Annotated in this window: 19 protein-coding genes and 2 pseudogenes; 8 read left to right on the top strand and 13 right to left on the bottom strand. The window is 60.0% G+C overall.

Annotated elements, in window-relative coordinates:
* Positions 1–31: 31 nt before the first annotated feature.
* Both selD and mnmH read left to right on the top strand, forming a co-directional pair.
* Positions 32–1066: a selenide, water dikinase SelD gene (selD, locus tag AB4O23_RS22795; RefSeq protein WP_065876545.1), complete on the top strand. Its 1035-nt coding sequence runs from the start codon at positions 32–34 to the stop codon at positions 1064–1066.
* Complete coding sequence (mnmH, locus tag AB4O23_RS22790) at positions 1063–2166, top strand: tRNA 2-selenouridine(34) synthase MnmH (RefSeq protein ID WP_026067177.1); 1104 nt, start codon at positions 1063–1065, stop codon at positions 2164–2166. The genes selD and mnmH overlap by 4 nt, the downstream gene beginning before the upstream one ends.
* Here the strand turns inward: mnmH and AB4O23_RS22785 are convergent.
* Both AB4O23_RS22785 and AB4O23_RS22780 read right to left on the bottom strand, forming a co-directional pair.
* On the bottom strand, positions 2156–3211 hold the full coding sequence (locus tag AB4O23_RS22785; RefSeq protein WP_068931631.1) for a permease: 1056 nt from the start codon (positions 3209–3211) through the stop codon (positions 2156–2158). The two genes, mnmH and AB4O23_RS22785, sit on opposite strands and share 11 nt — an antisense overlap.
* A 44-nt stretch (positions 3212–3255) precedes the next feature.
* Positions 3256–3957, bottom strand: coding sequence for a hypothetical protein (locus AB4O23_RS22780; RefSeq protein WP_017526771.1), 702 nt, complete (start codon positions 3955–3957; stop codon positions 3256–3258).
* A 251-nt stretch (positions 3958–4208) separates the two neighbouring features.
* Between AB4O23_RS22780 and AB4O23_RS22775 the strand changes: the two genes are divergently transcribed.
* From AB4O23_RS22775 to hemB, 3 genes are all read left to right on the top strand, one after another.
* Entirely contained in the window at positions 4209–4907 is a 699-nt protein-coding gene (locus tag AB4O23_RS22775) for a glutathione S-transferase N-terminal domain-containing protein (protein ID WP_460069117.1), read from the top strand.
* A gap of 3 nt (positions 4908–4910) precedes the next feature.
* A complete protein-coding gene (locus AB4O23_RS22770) occupies positions 4911–5753 on the top strand; it encodes a PhzF family phenazine biosynthesis protein (protein WP_068931632.1) in 843 nt (280 codons plus the stop codon).
* A gap of 113 nt (positions 5754–5866) precedes the next feature.
* Positions 5867–6841 (top strand): porphobilinogen synthase, encoded by a 975-nt coding sequence (gene hemB / locus AB4O23_RS22765; protein WP_068931633.1) that lies wholly within the window; start codon positions 5867–5869, stop codon positions 6839–6841.
* A gap of 135 nt (positions 6842–6976) precedes the next feature.
* Here the strand turns inward: hemB and AB4O23_RS22760 are convergent.
* From AB4O23_RS22760 to AB4O23_RS22750, 3 genes and pseudogenes are all read right to left on the bottom strand, one after another.
* Positions 6977–7108: pseudogene (locus AB4O23_RS22760) on the bottom strand (DUF6896 domain-containing protein); the annotation flags it as partial.
* A gap of 277 nt (positions 7109–7385) precedes the next feature.
* Positions 7386–8018: a hypothetical protein gene (locus AB4O23_RS22755; RefSeq protein WP_460060691.1), complete on the bottom strand. Its 633-nt coding sequence runs from the start codon at positions 8016–8018 to the stop codon at positions 7386–7388.
* 4 nt (positions 8019–8022) lie between these two features.
* The gene (locus tag AB4O23_RS22750) at positions 8023–12696 is read right to left on the bottom strand and encodes an RHS repeat-associated core domain-containing protein (protein ID WP_460084442.1); all 4674 of its coding nucleotides are present in this window, start codon (positions 12694–12696) and stop codon (positions 8023–8025) included.
* Positions 12697–13062: 366 nt separating this feature from the next.
* Between AB4O23_RS22750 and AB4O23_RS22745 the strand changes: the two genes are divergently transcribed.
* Positions 13063–14148 carry a DUF1615 domain-containing protein gene (locus tag AB4O23_RS22745; protein WP_460060685.1) on the top strand — a complete coding sequence of 362 codons (1086 nt, stop codon included), beginning with the start codon at positions 13063–13065 and terminating at the stop codon, positions 14146–14148.
* Here the strand turns inward: AB4O23_RS22745 and AB4O23_RS22740 are convergent.
* Positions 14149–14938 (bottom strand): annotated as a pseudogene (locus tag AB4O23_RS22740) (DUF4349 domain-containing protein). It abuts the gene before it with no gap.
* Positions 14939–15095: 157 nt separating this feature from the next.
* Here AB4O23_RS22740 and AB4O23_RS22735 point away from each other — a divergent pair.
* On the top strand, positions 15096–15515 hold the full coding sequence (locus AB4O23_RS22735) for a PaaI family thioesterase (RefSeq protein WP_460060677.1): 420 nt from the start codon (positions 15096–15098) through the stop codon (positions 15513–15515).
* Positions 15516–15635: 120 nt separating this feature from the next.
* Here the strand turns inward: AB4O23_RS22735 and AB4O23_RS22730 are convergent, their stop codons facing one another.
* The 3 genes from AB4O23_RS22730 to AB4O23_RS22720 are packed head-to-tail and all read right to left on the bottom strand — an operon-like array spanning position 15636 to position 18220.
* Positions 15636–16817, bottom strand: coding sequence for an acetyl-CoA C-acetyltransferase (locus tag AB4O23_RS22730; protein WP_460060673.1), 1182 nt, complete (start codon positions 16815–16817; stop codon positions 15636–15638).
* An 11-nt stretch (positions 16818–16828) separates the two neighbouring features.
* Complete coding sequence (locus AB4O23_RS22725) at positions 16829–17488, bottom strand: CoA transferase subunit B (RefSeq protein ID WP_032886654.1); 660 nt, start codon at positions 17486–17488, stop codon at positions 16829–16831.
* Positions 17489–17521: 33 nt separating this feature from the next.
* The gene (locus AB4O23_RS22720) at positions 17522–18220 is read right to left on the bottom strand and encodes a CoA transferase subunit A (RefSeq protein WP_003173073.1); all 699 of its coding nucleotides are present in this window, start codon (positions 18218–18220) and stop codon (positions 17522–17524) included.
* Between the two features lie 136 nt (positions 18221–18356).
* On the opposite strand from AB4O23_RS22720, the gene AB4O23_RS22715 reads away from it, so the two are divergent.
* Entirely contained in the window at positions 18357–19259 is a 903-nt protein-coding gene (locus tag AB4O23_RS22715; protein ID WP_017530494.1) for a LysR family transcriptional regulator, read from the top strand.
* 62 nt (positions 19260–19321) lie between these two features.
* Here AB4O23_RS22715 and AB4O23_RS22710 read toward each other — a convergent pair whose 3' ends face one another.
* The 4 genes from AB4O23_RS22710 to AB4O23_RS22695 form a co-directional block, all read right to left on the bottom strand.
* Positions 19322–19651, bottom strand: coding sequence for a hypothetical protein (locus AB4O23_RS22710; RefSeq protein ID WP_017530495.1), 330 nt, complete (start codon positions 19649–19651; stop codon positions 19322–19324).
* A gap of 519 nt (positions 19652–20170) precedes the next feature.
* Positions 20171–21016, bottom strand: a complete 846-nt coding sequence (locus AB4O23_RS22705; RefSeq protein ID WP_017530496.1) for an NAD-dependent protein deacetylase — start codon at positions 21014–21016, stop codon at positions 20171–20173.
* Positions 21017–21024: 8 nt separating this feature from the next.
* On the bottom strand, positions 21025–21465 hold the full coding sequence (locus AB4O23_RS22700) for a CBS domain-containing protein (protein WP_065878672.1): 441 nt from the start codon (positions 21463–21465) through the stop codon (positions 21025–21027).
* A gap of 132 nt (positions 21466–21597) precedes the next feature.
* Positions 21598–23547, bottom strand: coding sequence for a DNA topoisomerase III (locus AB4O23_RS22695; protein ID WP_460084445.1), 1950 nt, complete (start codon positions 23545–23547; stop codon positions 21598–21600).
* Positions 23548–23703 lie beyond the last annotated feature (156 nt).

Raw genomic sequence — 23703 nt, 5'->3', positions numbered from 1 at the left:
AATCGGCGCACTTGATAGCTTGAGGTCCACCATGAACGAGCCGATTCGCCTTACCCAGTACAGCCACGGCGCGGGATGTGGCTGCAAGATTTCGCCACAGGTCCTGGAAGTGATCCTCGCCGGCAGCGGCGCCCAGAACCTTGATCCCAACCTGTGGGTCGGCAACGCTTCGCGCGACGATGCAGCGGTATACGCCATCGACGACGAGCGCGGCGTGGTCTCCACCACCGACTTTTTCATGCCGATTGTCGATGATCCCTTCGATTTCGGCCGTATCGCCGCCACCAACGCCATCAGCGACATCTATGCCATGGGCGGTGACCCCTTGATGGCCATCGCCATTCTTGGCTGGCCAGTGAACATACTGGCGCCGCAAATCGCCCGGGAAGTGATCCGTGGCGGTCGCGCGGTGTGCGACGCCGCCGGTATCCCCCTGGCGGGCGGGCATTCGATCGACACGCCGGAGCCGATCTTCGGCCTGGCCGTGACCGGCATCGTGCAAAAGCGCCATATGAAGCGCAACGACACCGCCACTGCAGGCTGCAAGCTTTACCTGACCAAGCCCTTGGGCATCGGCATCCTCACCACCGCCGAAAAGAAGGGCAAGTTGCGCGAGGCGGATATCGGCCTGGCGCGTGACTGGATGTGCACCCTCAACACCCCGGGCAGCCGCTTCGGCAAACTGCCTGGCGTGACCGCGATGACCGACGTCACCGGCTTCGGCCTGTTGGGCCACCTGGTAGAAATGGCTGACGGCAGCGGCCTGACTGCGCGTATCGAGTATGAAAGAGTCCCACGCCTGCCAGGGGTCGAGTACTACCTGGAACAAGGCTGCGTACCCGGTGGCACCTTGCGCAACTTCGACAGCTACGCCAGCAAACTGGGGCGTTTGCAGGAGTTGCACAAACGTGTGCTGTGCGACCCTCAGACCAGCGGCGGCCTGTTGATCGCCGTCACCCCGGAGGGCGACGCGCAATTCCAGGCGGTGGCCGCCGAACTGGGCCTGAGCCTGGAGCCGATTGGCGTACTGGTTGAGCGACAGAGCAACGCGGTAGAGGTGGCTTGATGGCTGACATCACCGATTACCGCGACATCTTCCTCAACGACCGGCCGATGATGGATACCCGCGCGCCGGTCGAGTTCACCAAGGGCGCGTTCCCCGGCGTGGTCAACCTGCCGCTGATGACCGATGACGAGCGTCGGCGGGTCGGCACCTGCTACAAGCAACAGGGCCAGCAAGCGGCCATCGTGCTTGGGCATCAGTTGGTATCCGGTGCCACTAAGGCTGAACGTATCGAGCAGTGGGCGCAGTTTGCCCAGGCCAACCCCAACGGGTACCTGTATTGCTTTCGCGGCGGGCTGCGTTCGCAGATCGTGCAGCAATGGCTGAAAACCGAAGCCGGCATCGACTACCCGCGCGTCGGCGGTGGCTACAAGGCCATGCGTACGTTCCTGGTGGAGACCATCGAGCAGGCTACGGCCCAGTGTGACTTCGTATTGCTGGGCGGTATGACCGGCACCGGCAAGACCGAGGTGCTCACCCAGTTGAACAACGCCTTGGACCTGGAAGGCCACGCCAACCATCGCGGTTCCAGCTTCGGCAAGCGTGCCACGACGCAGCCGTCCAACATCGACTTCGAAAACCGCCTGGCAGTGGACCTGCTGAAAAAACGCGCGGCGGGTATCGAACGCTTCGTGGTCGAGGACGAGAGCCGCATGATCGGCAGCTGCGCTCTGCCATTGCCACTGCACAAGGGCATGCAGGGCTTTGCGATGGTATGGCTGGAAGACAGCGTTGAAGGGCGCGTCGAGCGCATCCTGCGCGATTATGTGATCAACCTGTGCGCCGAGTTTATCGCGGTGTTTGGCGAAAACGGCTACGCGTTGTTTGCCGAACGCCTGACCCAGAGCTTGGCCAATATCCACAAGCGTTTGGGCGGCGAACGCTTCCAGCGGTTGCACGCGATCATGCAGGACGCCCTGGCGGAACAGGCGCGCAGCGGCGCCGTGGAGCTGCATCGCGGCTGGATCGAAGGGTTATTGCGCGAGTACTACGACCCGATGTACGCCTTCCAGCGCGAAAGCAAAGGCGCACGTATCGAGTTTGCGGGAGAGCAGGGCGCCGTGATTGCTTACCTGCGCGAGCGCGCCTTGATTAAAGGATAGCGGCGCCGATCAGCCCACATACCACCCCCACCAGCATGGTCAACCCGGCCACCGTCACCAGTACCCGCGCATCGAAATCCTTGCGCAGCATCAGCAGTGACGGCAGGCTCACGCTCGGCAGGGTCATCAGCAAGGCCACGGCCGGGCCGGCGCCCATGCCCAGGGTCATCATGGTTTGTACGATAGGGATCTCGGCTGCTGTAGGAATCACAAACAGCGTGCCGACAATCGCCAGCGGCACCAGCCATACCAGGCTGTTGGCCATGGCCCCGTCCACGTGGGGGAACAACCACACCCGCGCCGCGCCCAGCACCAGCACCGCGAGGATGTAGATAGGGATGGTGCTCCAGAACAGTTGCCACAGCGTGCGCAACCAGCGGGTCAGGAACGGTTTGGACTCTGCGGCGCTGACTTCGGCCACAGCATCCAGCGCCGCTTCCGGCACTTGGTCCGGGCGTGCGATGCGCTGCGCCACCAGCGAAACGCCCACCACCAGCACGATGCCCGCCACCAGCCGCAACGCGGTAAAGCCCCAGCCCAGCACAAAGCCCATGAACACCAGGGTGGCCGGATTGAGCACCGGGTTGGCGATCCAGAACGCCAGCGCCGCACCCACCGAGACCTGTTGGCGCCGCATGCCCGCCGCCACCGGTGCCGCGCAGCAACTGCACATCATGCCCGGCAAGGCGAACAGCCCGCCACGCACGGTCGAGCCCAGCCCGGCACGGCCGAACAGGCGCAGCAGCCAGTCGCGGGGGATCAGCACTTGCAGCAAGGAACCGAGGATTACCGCCAGCACAGCCGCTTTCCAGATCGCCAGGAAGTAAACCTGGGCGTAGGCCAGCGCCGCCGCCAGGGGCGAACTTTGCTGATCATTGAGAATCGAGGCGCCGATGCTGTGGTTATCCGCCGCCACAAACGCTTTGAAGTAGTAGGGCGACCATTTCACGTAGTAGAGGCCGACGCAGGCGACCAGCAGGAACAGCGCGGGTTTGCACCAGAATGACCAGCCCCGGGCGGGCTGGATGGAGGCAGGGTTGGACATGGTGATGATCCGTAGATGAGTCAATAGCGGCGCATCATACGCTCTCAGCTGTCAGCACTCACCTGTGTAGGTTCCGGGCAGGTCTGTTCGCCGTCGTTCAAGCCTTGTTTGTAGTTGCGGCTCAGCAGCGAGGCCTTGCCGTTGTGCCAGGTCAGTGTCAGTACATACAAGGTGTCGTAGTCGCTGCCGGACCAGTCGTCGGTGATGGTGTGTTTTTCACCGGAGGCTTCACTTGCCACTTTGTTGATCAACTCCGGCAGATAGCCGTGTGACCAGGCCGTGTAGATGGTGGCATTGTGATATTTGTCTTCGACCAGTTCATCAGCCAGGTCGCTGGTGTCGTTTGCCGAGAACTTGATATTCACCGGCAGGCCCAACTTGATGGCGCTGGGGCTGATGGTCATCAAGGGGCGAATGTAGCTGTAGGAGTTGTCCAGCTCACCTTCCTCGACATTGCGCGTCGGGTTGGCGGCGAAAACGAAATCGGCCTTGCCGAATTTTTCCGGCAATACCGTCGCCAGGTTCATTGCGCGGTTCAGGCCCTGGCAATTGAGCTGGCCCAGGCCGCCGGCGGGTTTTTCACCGTGGCGCAGGAATACCAGGGTTTGCACGCCGTCCACGGGCTGGGCGCGGCTTTCACGGGCGTCGAGGGCGGCGACCATGGCGCCGCTGACCAGCAGCAGCGGCAGCATGATGTAGGCGTAGTGGCTAAGGCGTTGCACAAGGCGCAGAGGCTTGATCTTCATGGTCGGTTCGAGTCTTCGTGCGTCACGTTAAGGCGGACAAGCCTGGCCCCGATGACGCCGGGGGCGTCTTGCGGTGTTCCCTGTCGAAATAGCGAGGTGCCTCCATTCACCGTGAGCGCTCTTAAGAGTGCGCGAGGGCGTATTGGTTCGCCCTCGCGGGATAATAGCCAGCGGATATTGCGTATTGATGACCCATGCAGGACAGCGTCCAGATGACTATGATGGGTACTTTCTGCCCCAGGGACCGCCCGATGAACTCACTCGCTGACTTTCCGATCCACGGCAAATGGCCTGCCCAACACCCTGAGCGCCTGCAGCTGTACTCGCTGCCCACGCCCAACGGCGTCAAGGTTTCGATCATGCTTGAAGAATTGGGCCTGCCTTATGAGGCGCACAAGGTCAGCTTCGACACGCAGGACCAGTTGTCCCCCGAGTTTCTGTCCCTGAACCCCAACAACAAAATTCCCGCGATCATCGACCCCAATGGCCCGTCCGGCCGGCCGCTGGCGCTGTTTGAGTCCGGCGCGATCCTGATCTACCTGGCCGAGAAAACCAGCCAGTTGCTCTCCGAAGATCCGGCGACACGTTATGAAACGATTCAGTGGCTGATGTTCCAGATGGGCGGCATCGGTCCGATGTTTGGCCAACTGGGGTTCTTCAACAAATTTGCCGGCAAAGCCTACGAAGACAAACGCCCGCGCGACCGCTACGCCGCCGAATCGCGCCGCCTGCTGCAAGTGCTGGAAAAACGTCTGCTGGGGCGCACCTGGATCATGGGCGATGACTACAGCATCGCCGATATCGCCACTTTCCCCTGGATCCGCAACCTGATCGGCTTCTACGAATCGGGCGATCTGGTGGGCATCGCCGACTTCCCCAATGTACTGCGCGCGCTGGATGGGTTTATCGCTCGACCGGCGGTGATCCGTGGCCTGAATATTCCGAGCTGAAGCATGCCGACCTTCGATTTCAAGCAACTGGATGTCTTCAGCAGCGTACCGCTCAAAGGCAACCCGCTGGCGGTGGTGCTTGGGGCGGACAGCCTCAGCGACCAGCAGATGGCCGACTTCGCCAATTGGACCAACCTCAGCGAAACCACGTTTTTGCTGACACCGCGCGATCCAAGGGCTGACTATCGGGTAAGAATTTTCACCACTGTGCAGGAACTGCCCTTCGCCGGGCATCCGACACTGGGCAGTTGCCACGCGTGGCTGAAAGCGGGCGGCGTGCCCAAAGGCGAAGTCATCATCCAGGAGTGCGAAGTCGGCCTGGTGCATATCCGCCGTCAAGGCGACGAGCTGGCGTTTATTGCGCCGCCCTTGTTGCGCTCAGGCCCGGTGCAAGACGACGTGCTGGAGCGCGTGCGCCAGGGGCTGAACCTTGCGCCGCAGGCAATCGTGCGCAGCCAATGGGTGGACAACGGCGCTGGTTGGCTGGCGGTGATGCTGGCCGATCGCCAGGCGGTACTCGACGTGCAACCTGACTACGCCCGATTGCTTGGCCTCGCGGTAGGCGTGATCGGCCCTTGCAACCCGGCGCACGACGACGTGGACGCGCAATTTGAAGTGCGCGGGTTTATCGCCGGTGACGGCGCCCCGGAAGACCCCGCCACCGGTAGCCTGAATGCCGGCGTTGCGCAATGGCTGCTGGGTGAGGAACTGGCGCCTGAGCACTATGTGGTCAGCCAAGGCACGGTATTGGGGCGCGCGGGGCGTATTCGCATTGAACGCCAAGGCGAAAATATCTGGGTCGGTGGTGCCGTCGCGGTGTGTATTGAAGGGCGTCTACAGCTCTAGATCAATGAATTATTACGGGCCGCGCAATACACTGTTGGCCCCTGGGCGTTTGTGCTACGGGGGGCTGGGGCATAAGCTTTTGCCCACAGTTTTTTGTCTTGCCCAGGAAAACCATGACCAGCCAGTTCCCCCAAGCCCGCCCACGCCGCCTGCGCCGCTCTCCGGAGCTGCGTGGTTTGTTCCAGGAAACCGAGTTCACCCTCAACGACCTGGTGCTGCCGATTTTCGTCGAAGAAGAAATCGACGACTTCGTGCCGATCACCAGCATGCCGGGCGTGCAGCGCATCCCTGAGAAAAAACTGGCCGGCGAGATCGAGCGCTATGCCCGCGCCGGCATCAAGTCGGTGATGACGTTTGGGGTGTCCCACCACCTGGACGCCAGCGGCAGCGACACCTGGAAAGAACGCGGCCTGGTCTCGCGCATGTCCTCAATCATCAAGGACGCTGTGCCGGAAATGATCGTGATGTCCGATACCTGTTTTTGCGAATACACCGACCACGGCCACTGCGGCGTCATGCACGGCGCCCATGTCGACAACGATGCGACCTTGGTCAACCTCGGCAAACAAGCCGTGGCCGCCGCCCGTGCCGGTGCCGACGTGATCGCACCGTCTGCCGCCATGGACGGCCAGGTCCAGGCCATCCGCCGCGCCTTGGACGACGCCGGTTTCACCCACATCCCGATCATGGCCTACTCGACCAAATTCGCGTCGGCCCTCTACGGCCCCTTCCGCGAAGCCGGCGGCAGCGCACTCAAGGGCGACCGCAAAAGCTACCAGATGAACCCGATGAACCGCCGCGAAGCCGTGCGCGAATCGCTGCTCGACGAACAGGAAGGCGCGGACGCCCTGATGGTCAAACCGGCCGGTGCCTATCTGGACATCATCCGCGACATCCGCGAAGCCTCACGCCTGCCGGTGGCGGCATATCAGGTAAGCGGTGAATACGCGATGATCAAGTTCGGCGCCCAGGCGGGGGCGATTGATGAGGACCGCGTGGTTCGCGAGACCCTGGGCTCGATCAAACGGGCGGGTGCGGATTTGATTTTTACCTACTTTGCGCTGGATTTGGCGTTGGCGGGGATCTAAAGCCTTTGCTAACCCTTTAGTGAGCAAGCGTTTGTGGTGAGCAAGCTTGCTCGTGCTGGGCTGCGCCGCAGCCCCACTATTAGTGTATTTCTTGTACTTGCTTGGCACTTCGCATGCGTACATATACAACCTCCAAGAGCCAAAACCATCGATCCGTTCATCCGGGCCGTGATCGAAGTCGACACATATTTCAGATAGATAAACACTGCAACCAATCCCATGCAGCTCGTAGGTTACGTCTTCTGTGACTGAACCTTGTTGCGGGATATTTTTTGAATGCCATAATCTAAGAATGTTTTGGTTCCAAATGATTGCTCAAGCAAGTCTGTCGCTTTTTTTACTTGCGCTAAATACTCGATTATCAAATTTTTCAGGGTTTGGATCTTCATCGTCTTGGCAGTAGTGGTTCGTCTATATTTTTCTGTGGCTTTGTTTGGTGTCTTTAATTCGCGCCGCTCTGTTGGAAAAGGCTTTCTTATTGATGCTTTTCCTATTTAACAGCTTTATATGAGTTTCAGTGTTAAATTATTTAATCTGTTTTTGTCTAGCTATGGAGGTAGTCGTACACATCTTTTTTTTCGATTCTCTCTATATTTAAAGTGCGAATTTTTTCAATAATGTTGTCTGCATGCTCGACATGACATATGAGCTGTGCGATTCCGTGTGTTTCCGCATCGAAAAATCTAAAAGCTAGCGAGCTTTCGTCTGAAAGTATCAATTTGAAGTCATCAGTTTTTGAGAGAAGGTCTAAATGGCTCAGTCTGCGCCACAAGTCGTCAATGTCACTATTTTTTTTCTGCATAAGTGTTACGCAATATCGATAGCTGGTGAGTTTTGAAGGGTCTATTTGATGCAGGATCGGGTTAAGGTACTCTATTCCTGAGTAAATGGAGGTTGCATCGTTTTTTTTAAGAATATCAATTGATGATGAAGATTTTGCATGCTCTCTTAAAGACAGGTATTCCTGAGTTTTACTTTCGTGTGGGAATCCAAAAGTGTACCAAGTTATGATTTTTGGCCATTCAAATACTAGTAGTGAAGCGAGTTCGCACCATGAGGTCCAAACATTTTTATAATCTTGACTTATCAAAGATATCGTAGAGTATGCGCATTCATTGGTTGGGTATAGTTGGTCCCAAGGTCTGATGCCGATTTCTTGGATGAATGCTGTTTTCATAAATTTATCTCTTGAAATATGTGTGGGAGTCATCGCCAATTGTGAGTGGCGCTTTTTTGTCATCGACGATTGTTTTGGTATTGAAGTGTGGGCCGTGATTGCCTTTTTTGTGACCTAAGGAATGTTCGCGAATTTCAACTATTTTGCCGTTTAATTTGAATTCGTAGACCCGGCTTTTTGTATGGCGAGTTTGATCGGTAAGGGGATCACCATATGTGCGTTCAGGATGTTGATGTTTGGGAATCCCGCCAATCGCTTTCGCCCTTCTAAATGCTCCATTTCTGGATAGTTTAGTATCAAAGCCTTTGGGTGCCTCTACATCACCCTCATTGACTTTGACGTTTTCCGCCGGGTTTGTCGCGTGCTTGGTGGGTTTACACCCATCATTCGCAGGACATTTACTCAAGCCTAGCGGATCCACCCATGCCGTAGGGTTGGGCGCGTATTGGTAGGCATTGATCCCACCCGCCAGCTTCGCCGGATCTGGCGTCAGGTAACGACCAACATCCGGATTGTAGTAGCGATGGCGGTTGTAGTGCAGTCCGCTTTCCGAATCGAAGTATTGGCCTTGGAAACGCAGCGGGTTGTCGACTTTTTTTACGTCGAGACGGCTGATTTGGCCGTAGGCGCGGTAGTGGGCGGACCAGACGATTTCGCCGTCTGGAGTGGTGAGTTCCTGGGGCGTGCCGAGGTGGTCGAGTTGGTAGTGGTAGGGCTGGGTTTCGTCTGGGCCGAAGCCTTCCAGCAGCGCCAGCGGCCGAAAGCTGTCCGGTTCATAGATAAAACTGCGATGCCGATCCGCATGGTGTTCGGCGATCAGTTTGTCGCCTTGCCAGAAAAACTCGGTCGTTATGCCATCGACGGTTTTGCTGATGCGCCGCCCAAACGGGTCATAGCGGTAGCTGGCGGTTTGGCCGTTGGGCTGGGTAATGCCGATCAGCCGGTGCTGGCAGTCGTAGCGGTACTCGGTGACTAACGCATGCCCGCGGCCGCGCCGTTCGCGGATGAGGTTGCCGAAGGCGTCATAGTCGTAATGCCGGTCGCCCTGGATCATCAGGCGGTTGCCCGCCACGATGTCCGGGCCGGGACGGTCGTGCATCAGCAGGTTGCCGGCCGGGTTGTGGCCGAAACGTTCCTGCAGGTCCTGCGAGTGGTCGGCGCGGGTGAGGCGGCCTAGTGGGTCGTAGCGGTAGTGGTGTTCGCCTTTGCGGGTGTCGTTCAGGCGAGTGAGGTTGCCGGCTTTGTCGTAGTCGTAGTGGCGTTGGTAGAGGTGGTTTTCCTGCTGCGTGACGCTGTGGGCGTGCAGGCGGTGCTGGTCGTCGTAGTGGTAGTGGCTGAGCAGTTGACCTTGTTGGCGTTGGTGCTCTTGACCGGCTTTGAAAAGGTGGGAAGTCAGCAGTGTGCCGTTCAACTCAACGGTGGCGAGTTGGCCGCCTTTGGCATGGTTGAAGGTCAGTCGATTGTTGTCCGGCAAGCGCAGGTGTTGCAGTTGACCGCAGACGTCGTAGCCATAACGCAAGGTGCCCCAGCCTTGATGCTCGGCGGTCAGGCGGTTTTGTGTGTCGTACTCGTAGGCCAGCGCCCAGTGGCCGTCGTCGACGCTGAGGAGGTTGCCTTGGCGGTCGTAGGCGTAATCAACGGTATTGCCGTCGGGCAGGGTTTTTCGTACAAGGCGGCCGGCGTGATCGCGCTGGTAAACGGTAACTAGCTGACTGCTATCGTCGCCGTGTTCGGTTTTTTCCTGAAGGTTGCCGTTAAGGTCGTAGACGTAGGCGGTGCGCTGGCCGTCGAAGCCGATTTCCTGCTGGATCAGGCCGTTGGGGTGGTAGTTGAGCCGGTAGGTTTCGCCGACTTCGTTTTCGATTTCGGTGAGCAGCAGTCGGGCGTTGTCGTAGCGGTAGTTGACCTGGCTGCCATCGGCGTTGAGGCGGCGGCTGATCAGGTGCAGGCCATCGGCGTATTCGTAGCGGGTGACGTGGCCGCGTTCGTCGCGTTCGGCGGTGATTTTTCCGTAGGGGTTGTAGCTGTATTCGCGGGTTGCGCCGCCCGGCAGTACAACACGCGTTAACCGACCAACGCTGTCCCATTGATACCCGGTCAGCGCGCCCTGTTCATCCTCGCGGGCAATCTGGCGGCCCAGATCATCGTAGCGATAGCGCTTGGTGTCGCCATTGGGCAGTTGCTCTTCAAGGAGCTGACCGCGTTCATTCCACACCAGCCGATGACAACTGTGGTCGGGATACCAAACCCCCGTCAGTTGCCCGTATTTGTTGTAGCTGTAGTCCGTCACCTCACCATCGGGATCGGTCCTACGCGTCACGTCGCCCTGATCGTTACGCTCGTACTTCCAGACCGCTTCACCACGTCTTACAACCCGTACGAAGCCATTGTCATGCTCGTAGGACGTCGGCGCGTCCTCTCCCGGAAACACCGCCACCAAGCGTCCGGCATCGTCGTACTGATACGCCGTCACCGCCCCGAGCGGATCCTGCTCGACCGTCAGCCGGCCTTTGGCGTCGTAGGATTTGAAGTGCTGAGCGCCGTCCGGATCAATGCGCTGCACCAGCCGTGCGCGGTCATCGTGGACATACACTTCCTGACTGCCATCGGCGTTATGCACGACCACGCGGCCGTTGTCCTCCCAGACATACCGCGTATCCATCTGCGAAAAACTGGCCCAGTGCCGGACACACCGCGCCGCCTTGCCAGAGCGTTCCCATTCCCAGAAGAAACTCGCCCCGCCGGCCAAGCCCCGCTCCAGAATGACGTGCTGCTCGTCGTACCGATAAACCTCGCTTTCGCCGACGGCGTTGGTTGCCGAAAGCAGTCGTCCCGCGTCGTCATAGGCGTAGGAAACAACGTTCTGTTCCGTGATCCATTCGTAAGGCTCATACCCCTTGGCCCGCTGAACCTGGTAATCCACCGCCACCATGCGGCCCAGTTCATAGCGCAAACACAACGAGCGCCCGACGCCGTTATCCAGCCGTGCAATACGCCCCACCACATCCCGCGAAATCCGCAGGCGGTTGTCATACGCATCGCTGATCGAGACCAGCACCCCGTCACGAAAGTGATAAAACCGCGAGGCCTGGGCCAGCACTAACTCATCCGGCGAAGATCCCAAATAAATCGCCGCTTCAGCCAGGCTGTTGGTGATCGCCGGTCGCGCAACAGTCGGCAGTGGAAACGAAACAGTGCGGTTTTCATGGTCGGTCCACACCACCGAATCGCCCGAAACAGAAAGCCGCTGCGCCAGCGAATGACTCCAGCCAAACCCCAGCCCAACATCCACTTCCACCGCGCTGGTGCGGTACAAACGGGTCCACTCAAACGGCAATATCCCATCTAAAACACCATCGGTGAGGGTGAGCAATTCCTCCCCAGTGACCATCGACACCGGGCAGCCATTGGTCGCTGTTTTGTCCGCCGAAGTCGCCGCGTCACCCTTGGGATTCGTAGCCACGACCGGCACATCATCGACATGCTCCTGCCGAACCAATACCGTCTGCTGGGACTTGTTACGAACCAACGGAACAGGGTTCGAAACCACCTGCTCCCCAGCCTTCAACGGCGCAACCGGAATCGTCTTGATCGGCGTTGGCGCGCTGCCCAGCAGCAATGGCCTGGCCGCTGCGACATGCGGTTCCAACCCTGGCCTCACAAGGTGCCTGGCCAGCAGCTCCAACAACCCCCGGACCCGTGCGGACTTGATGGCCCCCAGCGCCTGAGCACCCAGGCGCAGCGTCACGCCCGTGCCTGCCGTCGCCCACATCAGCAGTAGATTGATCAAGACCTCGCCGGTGATCTCGCCGAGCAATTCGAACATCTGCGGCGGCGGCAGCAGGCGTATCCAGCTGACCATCGCCGAGATAAAAATGAACAACAGCGGCTCATCACTCAGCACCAGCAACGCGTGGGCAATGGCGTCGCTGCCGAGCGTCAGCAGTTCATCGAGGTCGGCCTGAGAGATGTACGCCAACAACTTTTCGCTGTTGGCCTGTAGATCCGATAACAGCTCATACACCTGCGTGATGTTGTCCCACAGGTTGTAGAGCGCCTGAGCCAAACCGCTGGAAAACGCCGCGCCTTGCATTGCGCTGCGTTGCAAAGACGGGGCGTCGGCAAACTCGTCCCACTGGGGCTTGAAGGTCTTCGCCCACTCATCGCGCAGGCCCGTTTCCAGCCCGGCGATCACCGATTGATAGGAGGCATACAGCGCCTTGACGTGATCCGTGGAAACGTCGGGATAAAACGTAATTTGGTATTGTTGGTCGCGGGTACATTCCTGGATTTCAAGCGTGCCGCCGGGGCCGATGGTTCGATGGATGGGCGGTCCCGTCGGGCTGCCATCCCGGGCGATGGCCTGCAGCATTACCGGCGTGTTGCCGATAGGCACGAAGCGCGTGCTTTCAAACAGATGCACCAGGGTCATCGACCCCTGAGCATCACACGTGGCGACCACTGTGCTGGGTTTTCTGGAAGAGACCGGCGCGATCAACGCAACCTCTTCGCCGACTTTGAAAACCTGCTCCACCTCAAGCGCCGAGCCACTCCAAAAGCTTTCGGTCCAGTCGTCGAAGGTGTTCAGGCAATTACGCAAGTCACGCAGGACGCGTTCAACATCCGGCGCGTCGGCATCCATGGGCGCCAGAACGAAGCTGGCAATAACCGGAATCAAGAGGCAGCCCTGGTGGGCAGGGCATTAACGGATAGGTACATGGCGGTCCCTCGCACTGAATGATCAGGCGAGAGACTTTGGAGAGGTTTATCAGGTAAAGAAGTCGGCGCTGTTCGCCAGGACGGCTAGGAGGTTTCGCCAAAACTTCGGGTAAATGCGGGGGCCGTCGTAGGAGCTGGATTACAGGTTAAGCAGTCCTACAGCTTCAAGTTACCGGTAGGGTCAATCACAGTATCTGTGCGACCGGAGGAAAAGCGTGTCCGCGCGGGATGGCGCAGGCCGAACGTTCCCGGCAACCTGGCGAACCCACGCCAGACTTACCGGTCCATATCGCAACGCCCGGCCCATCGCCTTCAAGGAAGCCCAATGTCCCTACGCCGCCTGATCCTGTGCCTCACCCCCTGGCTGGTGTTGGCCGGTTGTTCCACTTCACGCGGCCCGCAGCAGCCGGAGCGCAGCGAGGCCGAGGTGAAGGCGCAGATCGTGCGCTTGCTGCCGGCCAAGGTAGCGGATCGCAATGGCTGGGCCCAGGACATCTACACTGCCTTCGATACCCAGAAGATCTACCCCAGCACCGAGAACATCTGCGCCGTGCTGGCGGTAACCGAGCAGGAGTCGACGTTTCAGGTCGACCCACCCGTGCCGAACATGGGCAAGATTGCCCAGGACGAAATCCTGCGCCGGGCCGGCAAGGTGCATGTGCCGGCCTTTGTGGTGCGCAGCGCGCTGCAGCTGAAGTCGCCCAGCGGCAAGTCCTACGCCGACCGTTTGAACGCGGCGCGCACCGAGAAAGACCTCAGCGGCATCTTCGATGACTTCATCAGCATGGTGCCCTTGGGCAACACCCTGTTTGGCGGCTTCAACCCGGTGCATACCGCCGGCCCGATGCAGGTCAGCATCGACTTTGCGCAGCAACAGGCGCGGGGTTATCCCTACACGGTGGACGGCACGATTCGTCGGGAGGTTTTCACCCGGCGTGGCGGCATGTACTTCGGCATCGCCCACTTGCTGGGTTATCCGGTGAACTACGACCAGCCGCTGTACCGCTTCGCCGACTTCAATGCCGGCTGGTACGCGAGTCGCAATGCCGCGTTCCAGGCGGCGGTCAGCCGGGCTTCGGGCACTGAGCTGGCGCTGGATGGCGACTTGATCCGTTATGGCTCATTGCTGCCCGGCACCACCGAACTGGCGGTACGTTCCCTGGGCGCCAGGCTGGACATGCGTAACCCCAGCATTCGCAGCCAACTGGAGCAGGGCGAGCGGTTGGATTTTGAAGACACCACCCTCTACAAACGCGTGTTTGCCCTGGCCGACAAGGCCAACGGCGCGCCGATGCCACGGGCGATCCTGCCGGGCATTGTGCTCAAGAGCCCGAAGATCACCCGCAACCTCACCACGGCCTGGTTTGCCAAGCGCGTCGATGAGCGCTATCAGCGCTGTATGAAGCGCTGACTACGTGCGGCGGCGCACAAACTTGCGCCACAGCCACACCCACAACCAGACCACCGGGAACGCCAGGACTACAAAGGGCAGTATGTAACTGGCGCGTTCCAGCGCGTCAGCCGTGCCTTCGACCATATTCGTGCCCAGGTTGCTGAACATCCGGCTGAAGCGGGAGGCTTGGTTTGCGCCGTCCGAAGAACGGAAGTTCAGGGTCACACGGTTAGTGTCGAGACGACGTTGCTGACCTCACGGCGACCTGGGCCAGCGCTTGCAGATCGTTTTCGATGCCGGCCTGTTCCTTGCTCAGGGCGATCAGGTCGCTGACGGTGATGTCTTTGCGCTTGGCCAGTTCATCGAGGCGTTGTTGCTGGGTTTGCAGGCGGTCCTGGCGGCGGCGTACATCGTCGACGGCGTCGGCCAGATCCTCGGCGGTCGTGATGCGCTGGCCGAGCTTACCGCCTTCAGCGGCCAGGGCGACCATTGGTTCTACGCCGTTGGGGGCGATGCGCAGGATGATCTCGCCGCCGTTGCTGTCTTCGGTGATGCCCAGGATATTGCAGGCGCCGAACCGCGCCGTTTCGCAGGCCTCACGGGTGGCCTGCATGCGCGGCGCGAGCAGGGCGCCGGGCAGGGCCAAGGTCAGTTCGTGTTCGTAGGCCAGTTGTGCGCCGGCCCGGCCTTGTTCGCCACTGATGGCGGCGGCGCGGGAGTGCTCCTTGGGCGAGCAGCCGCCCAGCGCCAGGCCGGTCAGCAAGATCAATAGCGGGACGCGAAGCGGGTTGCCGTCCAGATGGCGCATTGCGGATCCTTAAGATGTGCGGGGGAAATTGGCGGCGATTAAAGCGGGTCCGGCGGATTAACGCAAAGTATCGCGCAAGATTTGCACGCCTGATGGTGGTGGCCGGGGTTCGGGAGCAGGCGTACATCTTGAGCCTGACATCAAGGAAGAACGCATCATGATCACTCACACTGTGCCCGAAGGGTTTGTTTCGTTGCCCCGCAGCAGCCCACTGCTAGATCTGCTTGGCCCGGCATACTGCCGGGGCGAAGGCCTGGGATTAGAAATCGGCCTGCGCGCCGACAATCGCCATGCCAATGGGCGCGGCACCGTGCATGGCGGGGTGTTGGCGACGCTGGCGGATATCGGCATGGGCTACGCCATGGCGTTTTCCAGCGAGCCGCCGTTGCGATTGATTACAGCGAGCATGACCGTGGATTACCTGGGGGCGGTGCAGGTGGGGGAGTGGGTCGTGGTGCGGTTGGAGCATCACAAGCGCGGGCGCCAAATGGCGTTTGCCACGGTGAGCCTGCAGGTAGGGGAGAAGGTGGTGGCACGGGCGAATGCGGTGTTTGCGGTGCCTCAATCTCACAGGTAACGAAGATCGGGTGTGGGAGGGGGCTTGCTCCCACATTTGAACGGCGTTTTTTCAGGTCTACCGGATAAAGGAAAGGCCCGGTTTTCGTGGAACCGGGCCTTTCCAGTGTTGCTCTTTGAATCAGCTGCGTTCAAGGGCCAGGGCGACGCCTTGGCCGCCACCGATGCACAACGTTGCCAAGCCTTTCTTGGCATCGCGCTTGATCATTTCATGCAGCAGGGTCACCAGCACGCGGCAGCCCGAGGCACCGATCGGGTGGCCGATGGCGATGGCGCCGCCATTGACGTTGACCTTGTCGGCATCCCACTCCAGCTCTTTGCCCACCGCCAGTGATTGCGCGGCGAAGGCTTCGTTGGCTTCGATCAGGTCCAATTCACTGAGCGTCCAGCCGGCCTTGTCCAGGCATCGACGGGTGGCCGAAACCGGGCCGATGCCCATGATGGCCGGGTCGACGCCTGCGTTGGCATAGCTGGCGATGCGGGCCAGGACGGGCAGCCCCAGGGACTTGGCTTTGTCGGCGCTCATCAGCAACACGGCGGCCGCGCCGTCATTGAGGCTGGAGGCGTTGCCGGCGGTTACGCTGCCGTCTTTCTTGAATGCCGGCTTGAGCTTGCCCAGCGATTCGGCGGTGGTACCGGCGCGAGGTTGTTCGTCCACCGCGAAAGCTACGGGGTCGCCCTTGCGCTGCGGGATCAGGATCGGCGTGATTTCGTCGACAAAGCGTCCGGCTTCGATTGCCGCGCTGGCCTTTTGCTGAGAAGCGGCGGCAAAGGCATCCTGGGCTTCGCGGCTGATGCCGTACTTGTCCACCAGGTTCTCGGCGGTGATGCCCATGTGGTAATCGTTGAATGCATCCCACAGGCCGTCGGTGATCATGCTGTCGACCATCTTGGCGTGGCCCATGCGCAAACCGGTGCGCGCAGCGGGCAGTACGTACGGTGCCAGGCTCATGTTCTCCATGCCGCCGGCGATGATCACGTCGGCGTCGCCGCAACGGATCGCCTGGGCACCGAGGTGCAGCGCCTTGAGGCCCGAACCGCAGACTTTGTTCAGGGTCAGGCTCGGCACGGCGTGGGGCAGGTCGGCGAGGATCGAGGCCTGGCGCGCCGGGTTCTGGCCGCTGCCTGCGGTGAGCACCTGGCCGAGGATCACTTCGTCGACCTGGGCCGGGTCCAGACCGGTCTGTTCCAGCAGGCGACGGATGACGGCGGCGCCCAGTTCCGGTGCCGGAATATTCGCCAGCGAACCCTGGAAGCTGCCCACGGCGGTGCGGGTGGCAGCAACAATCACGACGTCTTGCATGGAATCTGTCCTCACTGGAAGTGCATTTCTGGAACGTGGTCCGGGACGATCAGTTTACCGGCGGTCTTGCTCACAATCTCTTCAACGCTGACGCCAGGTGCGCGTTCCTTGAGGACAAAAGCGCCATTTTCGATCTCCAGGTACGCAAGGTCCGTCAGTACCCGCTTGATGCAGTTGGCACCGGTCAGCGGCAGGCTGCATTGGCTGAGCAACTTGGATTCACCGTCCTTGGAGGCATGGGTCATGATCACGATGATATTTTCCGCGCCGGCCACCAGGTCCATGGCGCCGCCCATGCCCTTCACCAGCTTGCCGGGGATCATCCACGAGGCGATGTTGCCGTGCACGTCCACTTCAAACGCACCGAGCACGGTGAGGTCGACATGGCCGCCGCGAATCATTGCGAAGGACTCGGCGGAGGAGAAGATCGACGCGCCGATACGCGCGGTCACGGTTTGTTTGCCGGCGTTGATCATGTCCGCATCAATGGTTTCTTCGGTCGGAAACGGACCCATGCCGAGCAGGCCATTTTCCGATTGCAGCATCACTTCCATGCCTTCGGGGATGTAGTTGGCCACCAGGGTCGGAATGCCGATACCGAGGTTCACGTAAAAGCCGTCCTGCATTTCGCGGGCGACGCGTTGAGCCATTTGTTCGCGGGTAAGAGCCATTTTATGAGTCCTTATTGTTCGGGCTGGGGCAGATTATTTGCGCACGGTGCGCTGTTCGATGCGCTTTTCGAATGTGCCGCAGATGATCCGGTCGACGTAGATGCCAGGGGTATGGATCTGCGCCGGGTCCAGCTCGCCCGGTTCGACGATTTCCTCGACTTCGACCACGGTGATCTTGCCGGCGGTGGCGGCCAGTGGGTTGAAGTTCTGGGCGGTGTGGCGGTAGATGACGTTGCCGAAGTGGTCGGCTTTCCAGCCTTTGACGATGGCGAAGTCGCCCGTAATGGACTCTTCCATCAGGTAGGGGCGGCCGTTGAATTCGCGGGTTTCCTTACCTTCGGCGACGGGGGTGCCGACGCCGGTGGCGGTGAAGAAGGCCGGAATGCCGGCACCGCCTGCGCGCATTTTTTCCGCCAGGGTGCCTTGGGGGGTGAGGACTACTTCGATTTCGCCGCTGAGCAATTGCTTCTCGAACAGGGCGTTTTCACCCACGTAGGAGGCAATCACTTTGCTGATCTGCTTTTGCTCCAGCAGCACGCCCAGGCCAAAACCGTCGACGCCGCAGTTGTTGGAAACCACTGTCAGGTCGCGGGTGCCTTTGCGCTTGATCTCATTGATGAGGTTTTCCGGAATGCCGCATAGGCCAAAACCGCCGGCAAGCACGGTCATGCCGTCTTCCAGGCCTGCCAGTGCTTCCTCGTAGGACGCCACGCGTTTGTCGAAACCTGCCATGTGCATGCACCTCTATTTATTATGTGTGGGCCAGCCAATGAGCCGAGTGTTGCGCCGACGCATTGATTTGTTAAGTTGTTTTTTTAGGTCGATTGATTTAGAAAACAGCATAGTCCATCCCTTTCGGAGCAGCGCCATGACGGTTAAACAAATGCGTGCCTTCCTGGCCGTGGCCCAGAGCCTGAGTTTTGCCGCTGCCTGCGAGCGCCTGCACCTGTCCCAGTCGGCGCTGAGCCTGACCATCAAGGGGCTGGAGGAAGGGCTGGGCGGTCGCCTGTTTAGCCGTAACACCCGCAACGTGGCGCTGACTCCCGAAGGTGAATCCTTGTTGCCGTTGGCGCGTCGATTGATTGCCGACTGGGACAATGCCGAAGATGAGCTGCGCCAGCGCTTTACCTTGCAGCGTGGGCGCGTCACGGTGGCGGCGATGCCGTCGTTCGCAGGCAATTTACTGCCGCCGATCCTGAAGATATTCCGTGCGCGTTACCCTCAGGTGAATGTGACGGTGCATGACCTGATCAACGAGCAGGTGCTGGAGATGGTCCGCGACCGCCAGGTGGAGCTGGGCGTTGCGTTTGAGCCGGCAGAGGGGTCTTCATTAGCGTTTACGCCGCTGTACCTGGACCGTTTCATCGCTGTGGTGCCGGGTGACTCGCCGTTGGCGCAATGTGACGAGATCGCCTGGAAAACCTTGCTGGAACAGCCTTTCATCACCTTGCAGCGGCCGTCCACCGTGCGGGTCATGCTGGAGGAGCACTTGGGTGCCTTGCAGATGAAACTGCCCGTGGCCCTGGAAAGCCATCAATTGGCAACGGTGGGTAAGATGGTTGCCAGCGGCCTGGGCGTAAGTGCCGTGCCGGCGTTATGCGCGCAGCAGATGGAGGAGGCGGGGGCCCATTGCATTACATTGAATGGCCCGGTGATCGAACGACCGATTGGCGTGTTGACCAAGCCGGGGCATGAACTGTCGGCGGCGGCGCAGGTGTTATTCGATATTTTTCGCAGTGAGGCGGAACAAGGCAGGTTTCCAACTTTTTGAAAAGTGCCAACAAACACAAGTGGGAGTTGGCAAGCCAACTCCCACTTGAGGTCGAGATTTAGTTAGTAGTAACGATCGATCACTTTAACTTGCGAGCTGTCTTTGAAAGAGTCCCAAGCATGGTTAAGTGTGTCGAATACCTGCTCGATAAAGTTGCGATCGGCTGCGGCCTTCTTGCCGACATAACCCTGGCCGCGGCGGTACATCTTCAGGCGCGCCGCCAGCTCACGGTGATTGCGGTCAAACTCGGCTTCTTCGGTATGGGGCGCCAGGCAGTCAATTTGCACTTCGCCCGATTTTCCTACCCACAGAATATGATCGTCGAGTGTATCTTTCTGCGCTGCGAACATCTCAGCCAATTCATCGATAGTAGGTTGATTGTTCAGATTCATGTGTAAGCCCCTTGACCAGTTGGCGATCTATCAGTTGATTCCGTTAAAACTGCTTAGTTGTCTCCGGCGTTAAACGCCGGGCGTCAGTGACGGTCTGCCGAATACGGGCAGGGTCTTGAACCTGATGCATGTAGTTTTGCTGATGAACTGCTACGCAATGCATTCATAACGAAGACAAGCAGCCTTTGAGCTTCTTGTACCCGTTCCTTTCGGAACCGGTCAGCTTCATCAATCTGCCTTGTGGGCAGTGCACATCCGGAAAAAACAGCTCGGCGGTCAGACGAGCGCTTTCAAAACATCTGTTACCAACGCTCCCGATGCGGGAGACGTCTAGATCATGCAAGGACAAAAAGGTTACGTCAACGGTTATGTAGTGATTATTTTTGCGCACTACATAAACTTCAGGCGGGGCGGTGGGATGCGTGGAAACGTGACCTTGGCGTCATTTTTTGGAACGGTTGGTCGCTTGAACGAGGGGGAAACTCCACGCAAGCCCCTCATTGCCGTGTGTTGTTTGCCCTATCCGAGTCGCTCTGCAAGCAGCGGCAACAGCGCCTCGCAAGAGGCTTGGATTTTCACCTGCAACAGTTCATCCCCACGGGTCTTGCCCAGGTTGATAGCGATCACCGGCTTGCCTTGCTCGACCATGGCCTTGCACAGGCGAAACGCCGAATAAGCCATCAGCGACGAGCCCACCACCAGCAGTCCTTCTGCACACTCCACTGCAGCCATTGCCTTCGCCGCCGTCGGTGGGGCGACGTTCTCGCCGAAAAACACCACATCCGGCTTCAAGCGTTGGCCGCCGCAGTGGGGGCAGTGTGGGACCTGGAAGCGCTCTTCAAACGCCGGGTCGAGCAGGGTATCGCCATCGGGTGCCTGCACGGCATCGACGCCGGCCAGGTAGGGGTTATCAAGCTCCATCATTCGCTGGATCACATCGCGCTGGCTGCACTGCCCGCAATCCAGGCAAAGCACGCGGTGCAGGCTACCGTGCAACTCGATCACATCATGGCTGCCGGCTTGATCATGCAGGGTGTCGACGTTCTGGGTAACAAGGCCGGTGATGCGCTGGCGCTGTTGCAGGTTCGCGAGCGCCCTATGGGCATTGTTCGGCTGGGCGATGCGTACTCGCGGCCAGCCGAGCATCGCCCGCGCCCAGTAACGTCGTCGTGCTTGCGCGGTGGCCAGGAATTCCTGGTACATCATCGGCGCCTTGCCTCGACGCACCCCTTCGCTGTCGCGGTAGTCGGGGATTCCCGATGATGTGCTGATGCCTGCCCCCGTCAACACCAGAAAGCGTCGATCGGCCATGGCTCGGTACAAGGTATCGAGATGGTCTTCCTGATGTGCCAGGGTATCGAGCATGGTTTCTCCTATTCGCCGCGGATGTACTGCTCCAGTTGCTTGATCAGGTCAGCCTGTTCCGCGATGGCTTCCTTGACCAGGTCACCGATGGAGAGCAGGCCCAGCAGTTTGCCGTCTTCGACCACGGGCAGGTGGCGCAGGTGACTGTCGGTCATGATGTTCATGCACTCTTCGACACTTTTATGGGTATCGACGGTGATCACTGGCGAACTCATCACTTCGTGGACCTTGGTGGTGACCGACGACAGGCCCTTGAGCATGATTTTGCGCGCGTAGTCACGTTCGCTGATGATGCCCACCACCACGTCATCCTTGACCACCGGCAAGGCACCGACGTTTTTCTCCGACATGCGCACCAGCGCTTCAAACACGGTGTGATCCCATTTGATGGTGTGGACGTCCTGGTTTTTTTGGTCCTTGGCTTTGAGCAATTGTGCGACGGTTTTCATGGCAGCCACTCCGGAGTTGTTATTGGGACGTCAGCGGGTCACCTACAGAATCCTAGACCGCCTGCGTCGGGGCAAGATCTAAAGCGGCGTTAAACCCGTCGAAAAACGTCATTTACCGGTTTTTTTGTACGTTTACCCTGCAATAACCGGTTTTTTACCGCGCTTGGGGCTGGCCGCTGCTTTGCGTGATGCGGTTTTGCGCTTGTTTTTCCATGGCGTGGCGCCTTTGCCCGCCGGACTGGCGGGGCCGGTGATGGTCATGCGCATGCCATTGCAGCGCGCCACCTGCTTGCTCATCCAGGCCGCTTGCTTGGCGACGAACTCTTCCAGGCTCATTTCACCGCTTTGCACCATATCCAGCGCCTGTTCCCAGATGGCGGTGGTGCCAGGGTCGGCGATGGCGCGGGGTACCGCGTCGATCAGGCTGAATGCCGCCGGGGTGGCCGACAGCGCCTTGCCGTTTTTTACCAGGTACCCACGGTCGAGCAGCCCCTGGATAATTCCGGCGCGAGTAGCTTCGGTACCGATACCGGTGGTGTCCTTGAGTTTCTGCTTGAGCAGGGGGTCTTCCACCAGTTTGGCGACGTTTTTCATTGCCTTGATCAGGTCGCCTTCGGTAAAGGGCTTGGGCGGTTGGGTCCACAGGTCCTTGAGGTTGACCTTGGCTACCGCATAATCCTGGCCCTGCACCAGCGTCGGCAAGGCTTGCGGTGCCGGTGCCTCGCGGCCCTTGATCGGCGCCAGGGCCTCGGGCAAGGCGCGCTTCCAGCCCGGTTCGATCACCACCTTGCCCACCGCTCGCAACGCAAAACCGGCGCAGTCGAAATCCGCCTGGGTGCGATCGTACTCATGGTTGGGCAGGAACTGCGCCAGGTACCGCGCGCGAATCAGCGTATACACCGCCCGATGCTTGCCGGTGAGCTGCCCCACATCCTTGCCGGCCCCGGTGGGGATGATGCCGTGGTGGGCGCTGACCTTGGCGTCGTTCCAGGCCCGTGAGCGACGCTGCGGATCGACATGGGGCATCAGCTCGGCCACCGCCGGGTCGGCGCGGCCCAGCGCGGCAAGAATCTTCGGGGCCTCGCTGTGCTGGCTCAATGGCAGGTAGCCGCAGTCACTGCGCGGGTAGGTGATGGCTTTGTGGGTTTCGTAGAGCGACTGGGCGATATCCAGGGTTTCCTGGGCGCCGAGGCCGAGCTTCTTGGAGCAGATCTCCTGCAGCGTGCCGAGATCGAAGGGCAGGGGCGCCACTTCACGCATGCGTTCGGTGCGCAGTTTCAGCAGCCGGGCGCTGGCGGCATTGCTCATTGCATCGGCGGCTTCGCGGGCCAGTCGCGGGTTGAGGCAGCGACCTTGATCGTCGCAGGCGTCCTCGGCTGCGCGCCATTGCGCGGTGAAGGTCATGCGCGCGTGGCGCAGGTCCACATCGATGGCCCAGTAAGCCACCGGTACGAAATCGGCGATGCTGCGGTCGCGGTCCACCACCAGGCGTAAGGTCGGCGTTTGCACCCGGCCCACCGGCAACACACCTTGATAGCCGGATTGACGTCCAAGCAGGGTAAACAGGCGGCTCATGTTCATGCCGATCAGCCAGTCGGCGCGCGAGCGGCCCAGGGCCGAGTGATACAGGCTGAACGTTTGCGCGCCGGGCTTGAGCGCCGCCAGGGCCTTGCGAATGGAGGCATCGTCCAGCGCCGACAGCCACAGGCGCTGAATCGGCCCGCGATAGCGGCAATGCTCCACCAGCTCGCGGGCGATCATCTCGCCCTCGCGGTCGGCGTCCGTGGCGATCACCAGTTCCTGGGCCTCCCCCAGCAAGCGCTTGACGGCCTTGAACTGGCTGGCGGTCTTGGGCTTGACCTGCATTTTCCATTTTTCCGGGACGATCGGCAGGTCGGCCAGCACCCAGCGTTTGTACTTGGCGTCGTAGGCATCGGGCGGGGCGGTTTCCAGCAGGTGGCCGATGCACCAGGTGACGGTGACCCCATTGCCCAGCCAGCAGCCGTCGCCGCGTCGGCTGGCACCGAGCACGGCCGCGATGTCCTTGGCCTGGGAGGGTTTTTCACAGAGGTACAGCCGCATGGTCGTCACATCAGATCGGGTTGATGCTGTGCAGGATGCGCAGTCAAGGCCGATTCGGCAACTATTATCTGTATGGATGTACAGCAATGTGTGTGGCTGGTTGAACTTTTAATGTGAGAGGGGGCTTGCTCCCCTCCCACAGAGGTCGCGGTGTGT

Source organism: Pseudomonas sp. H2_A10, assembly GCF_054680085.1.
Note: the sequence above shows the minus strand (reverse complement) of the source record. Positions and strands in the feature narration are given on the sequence as shown.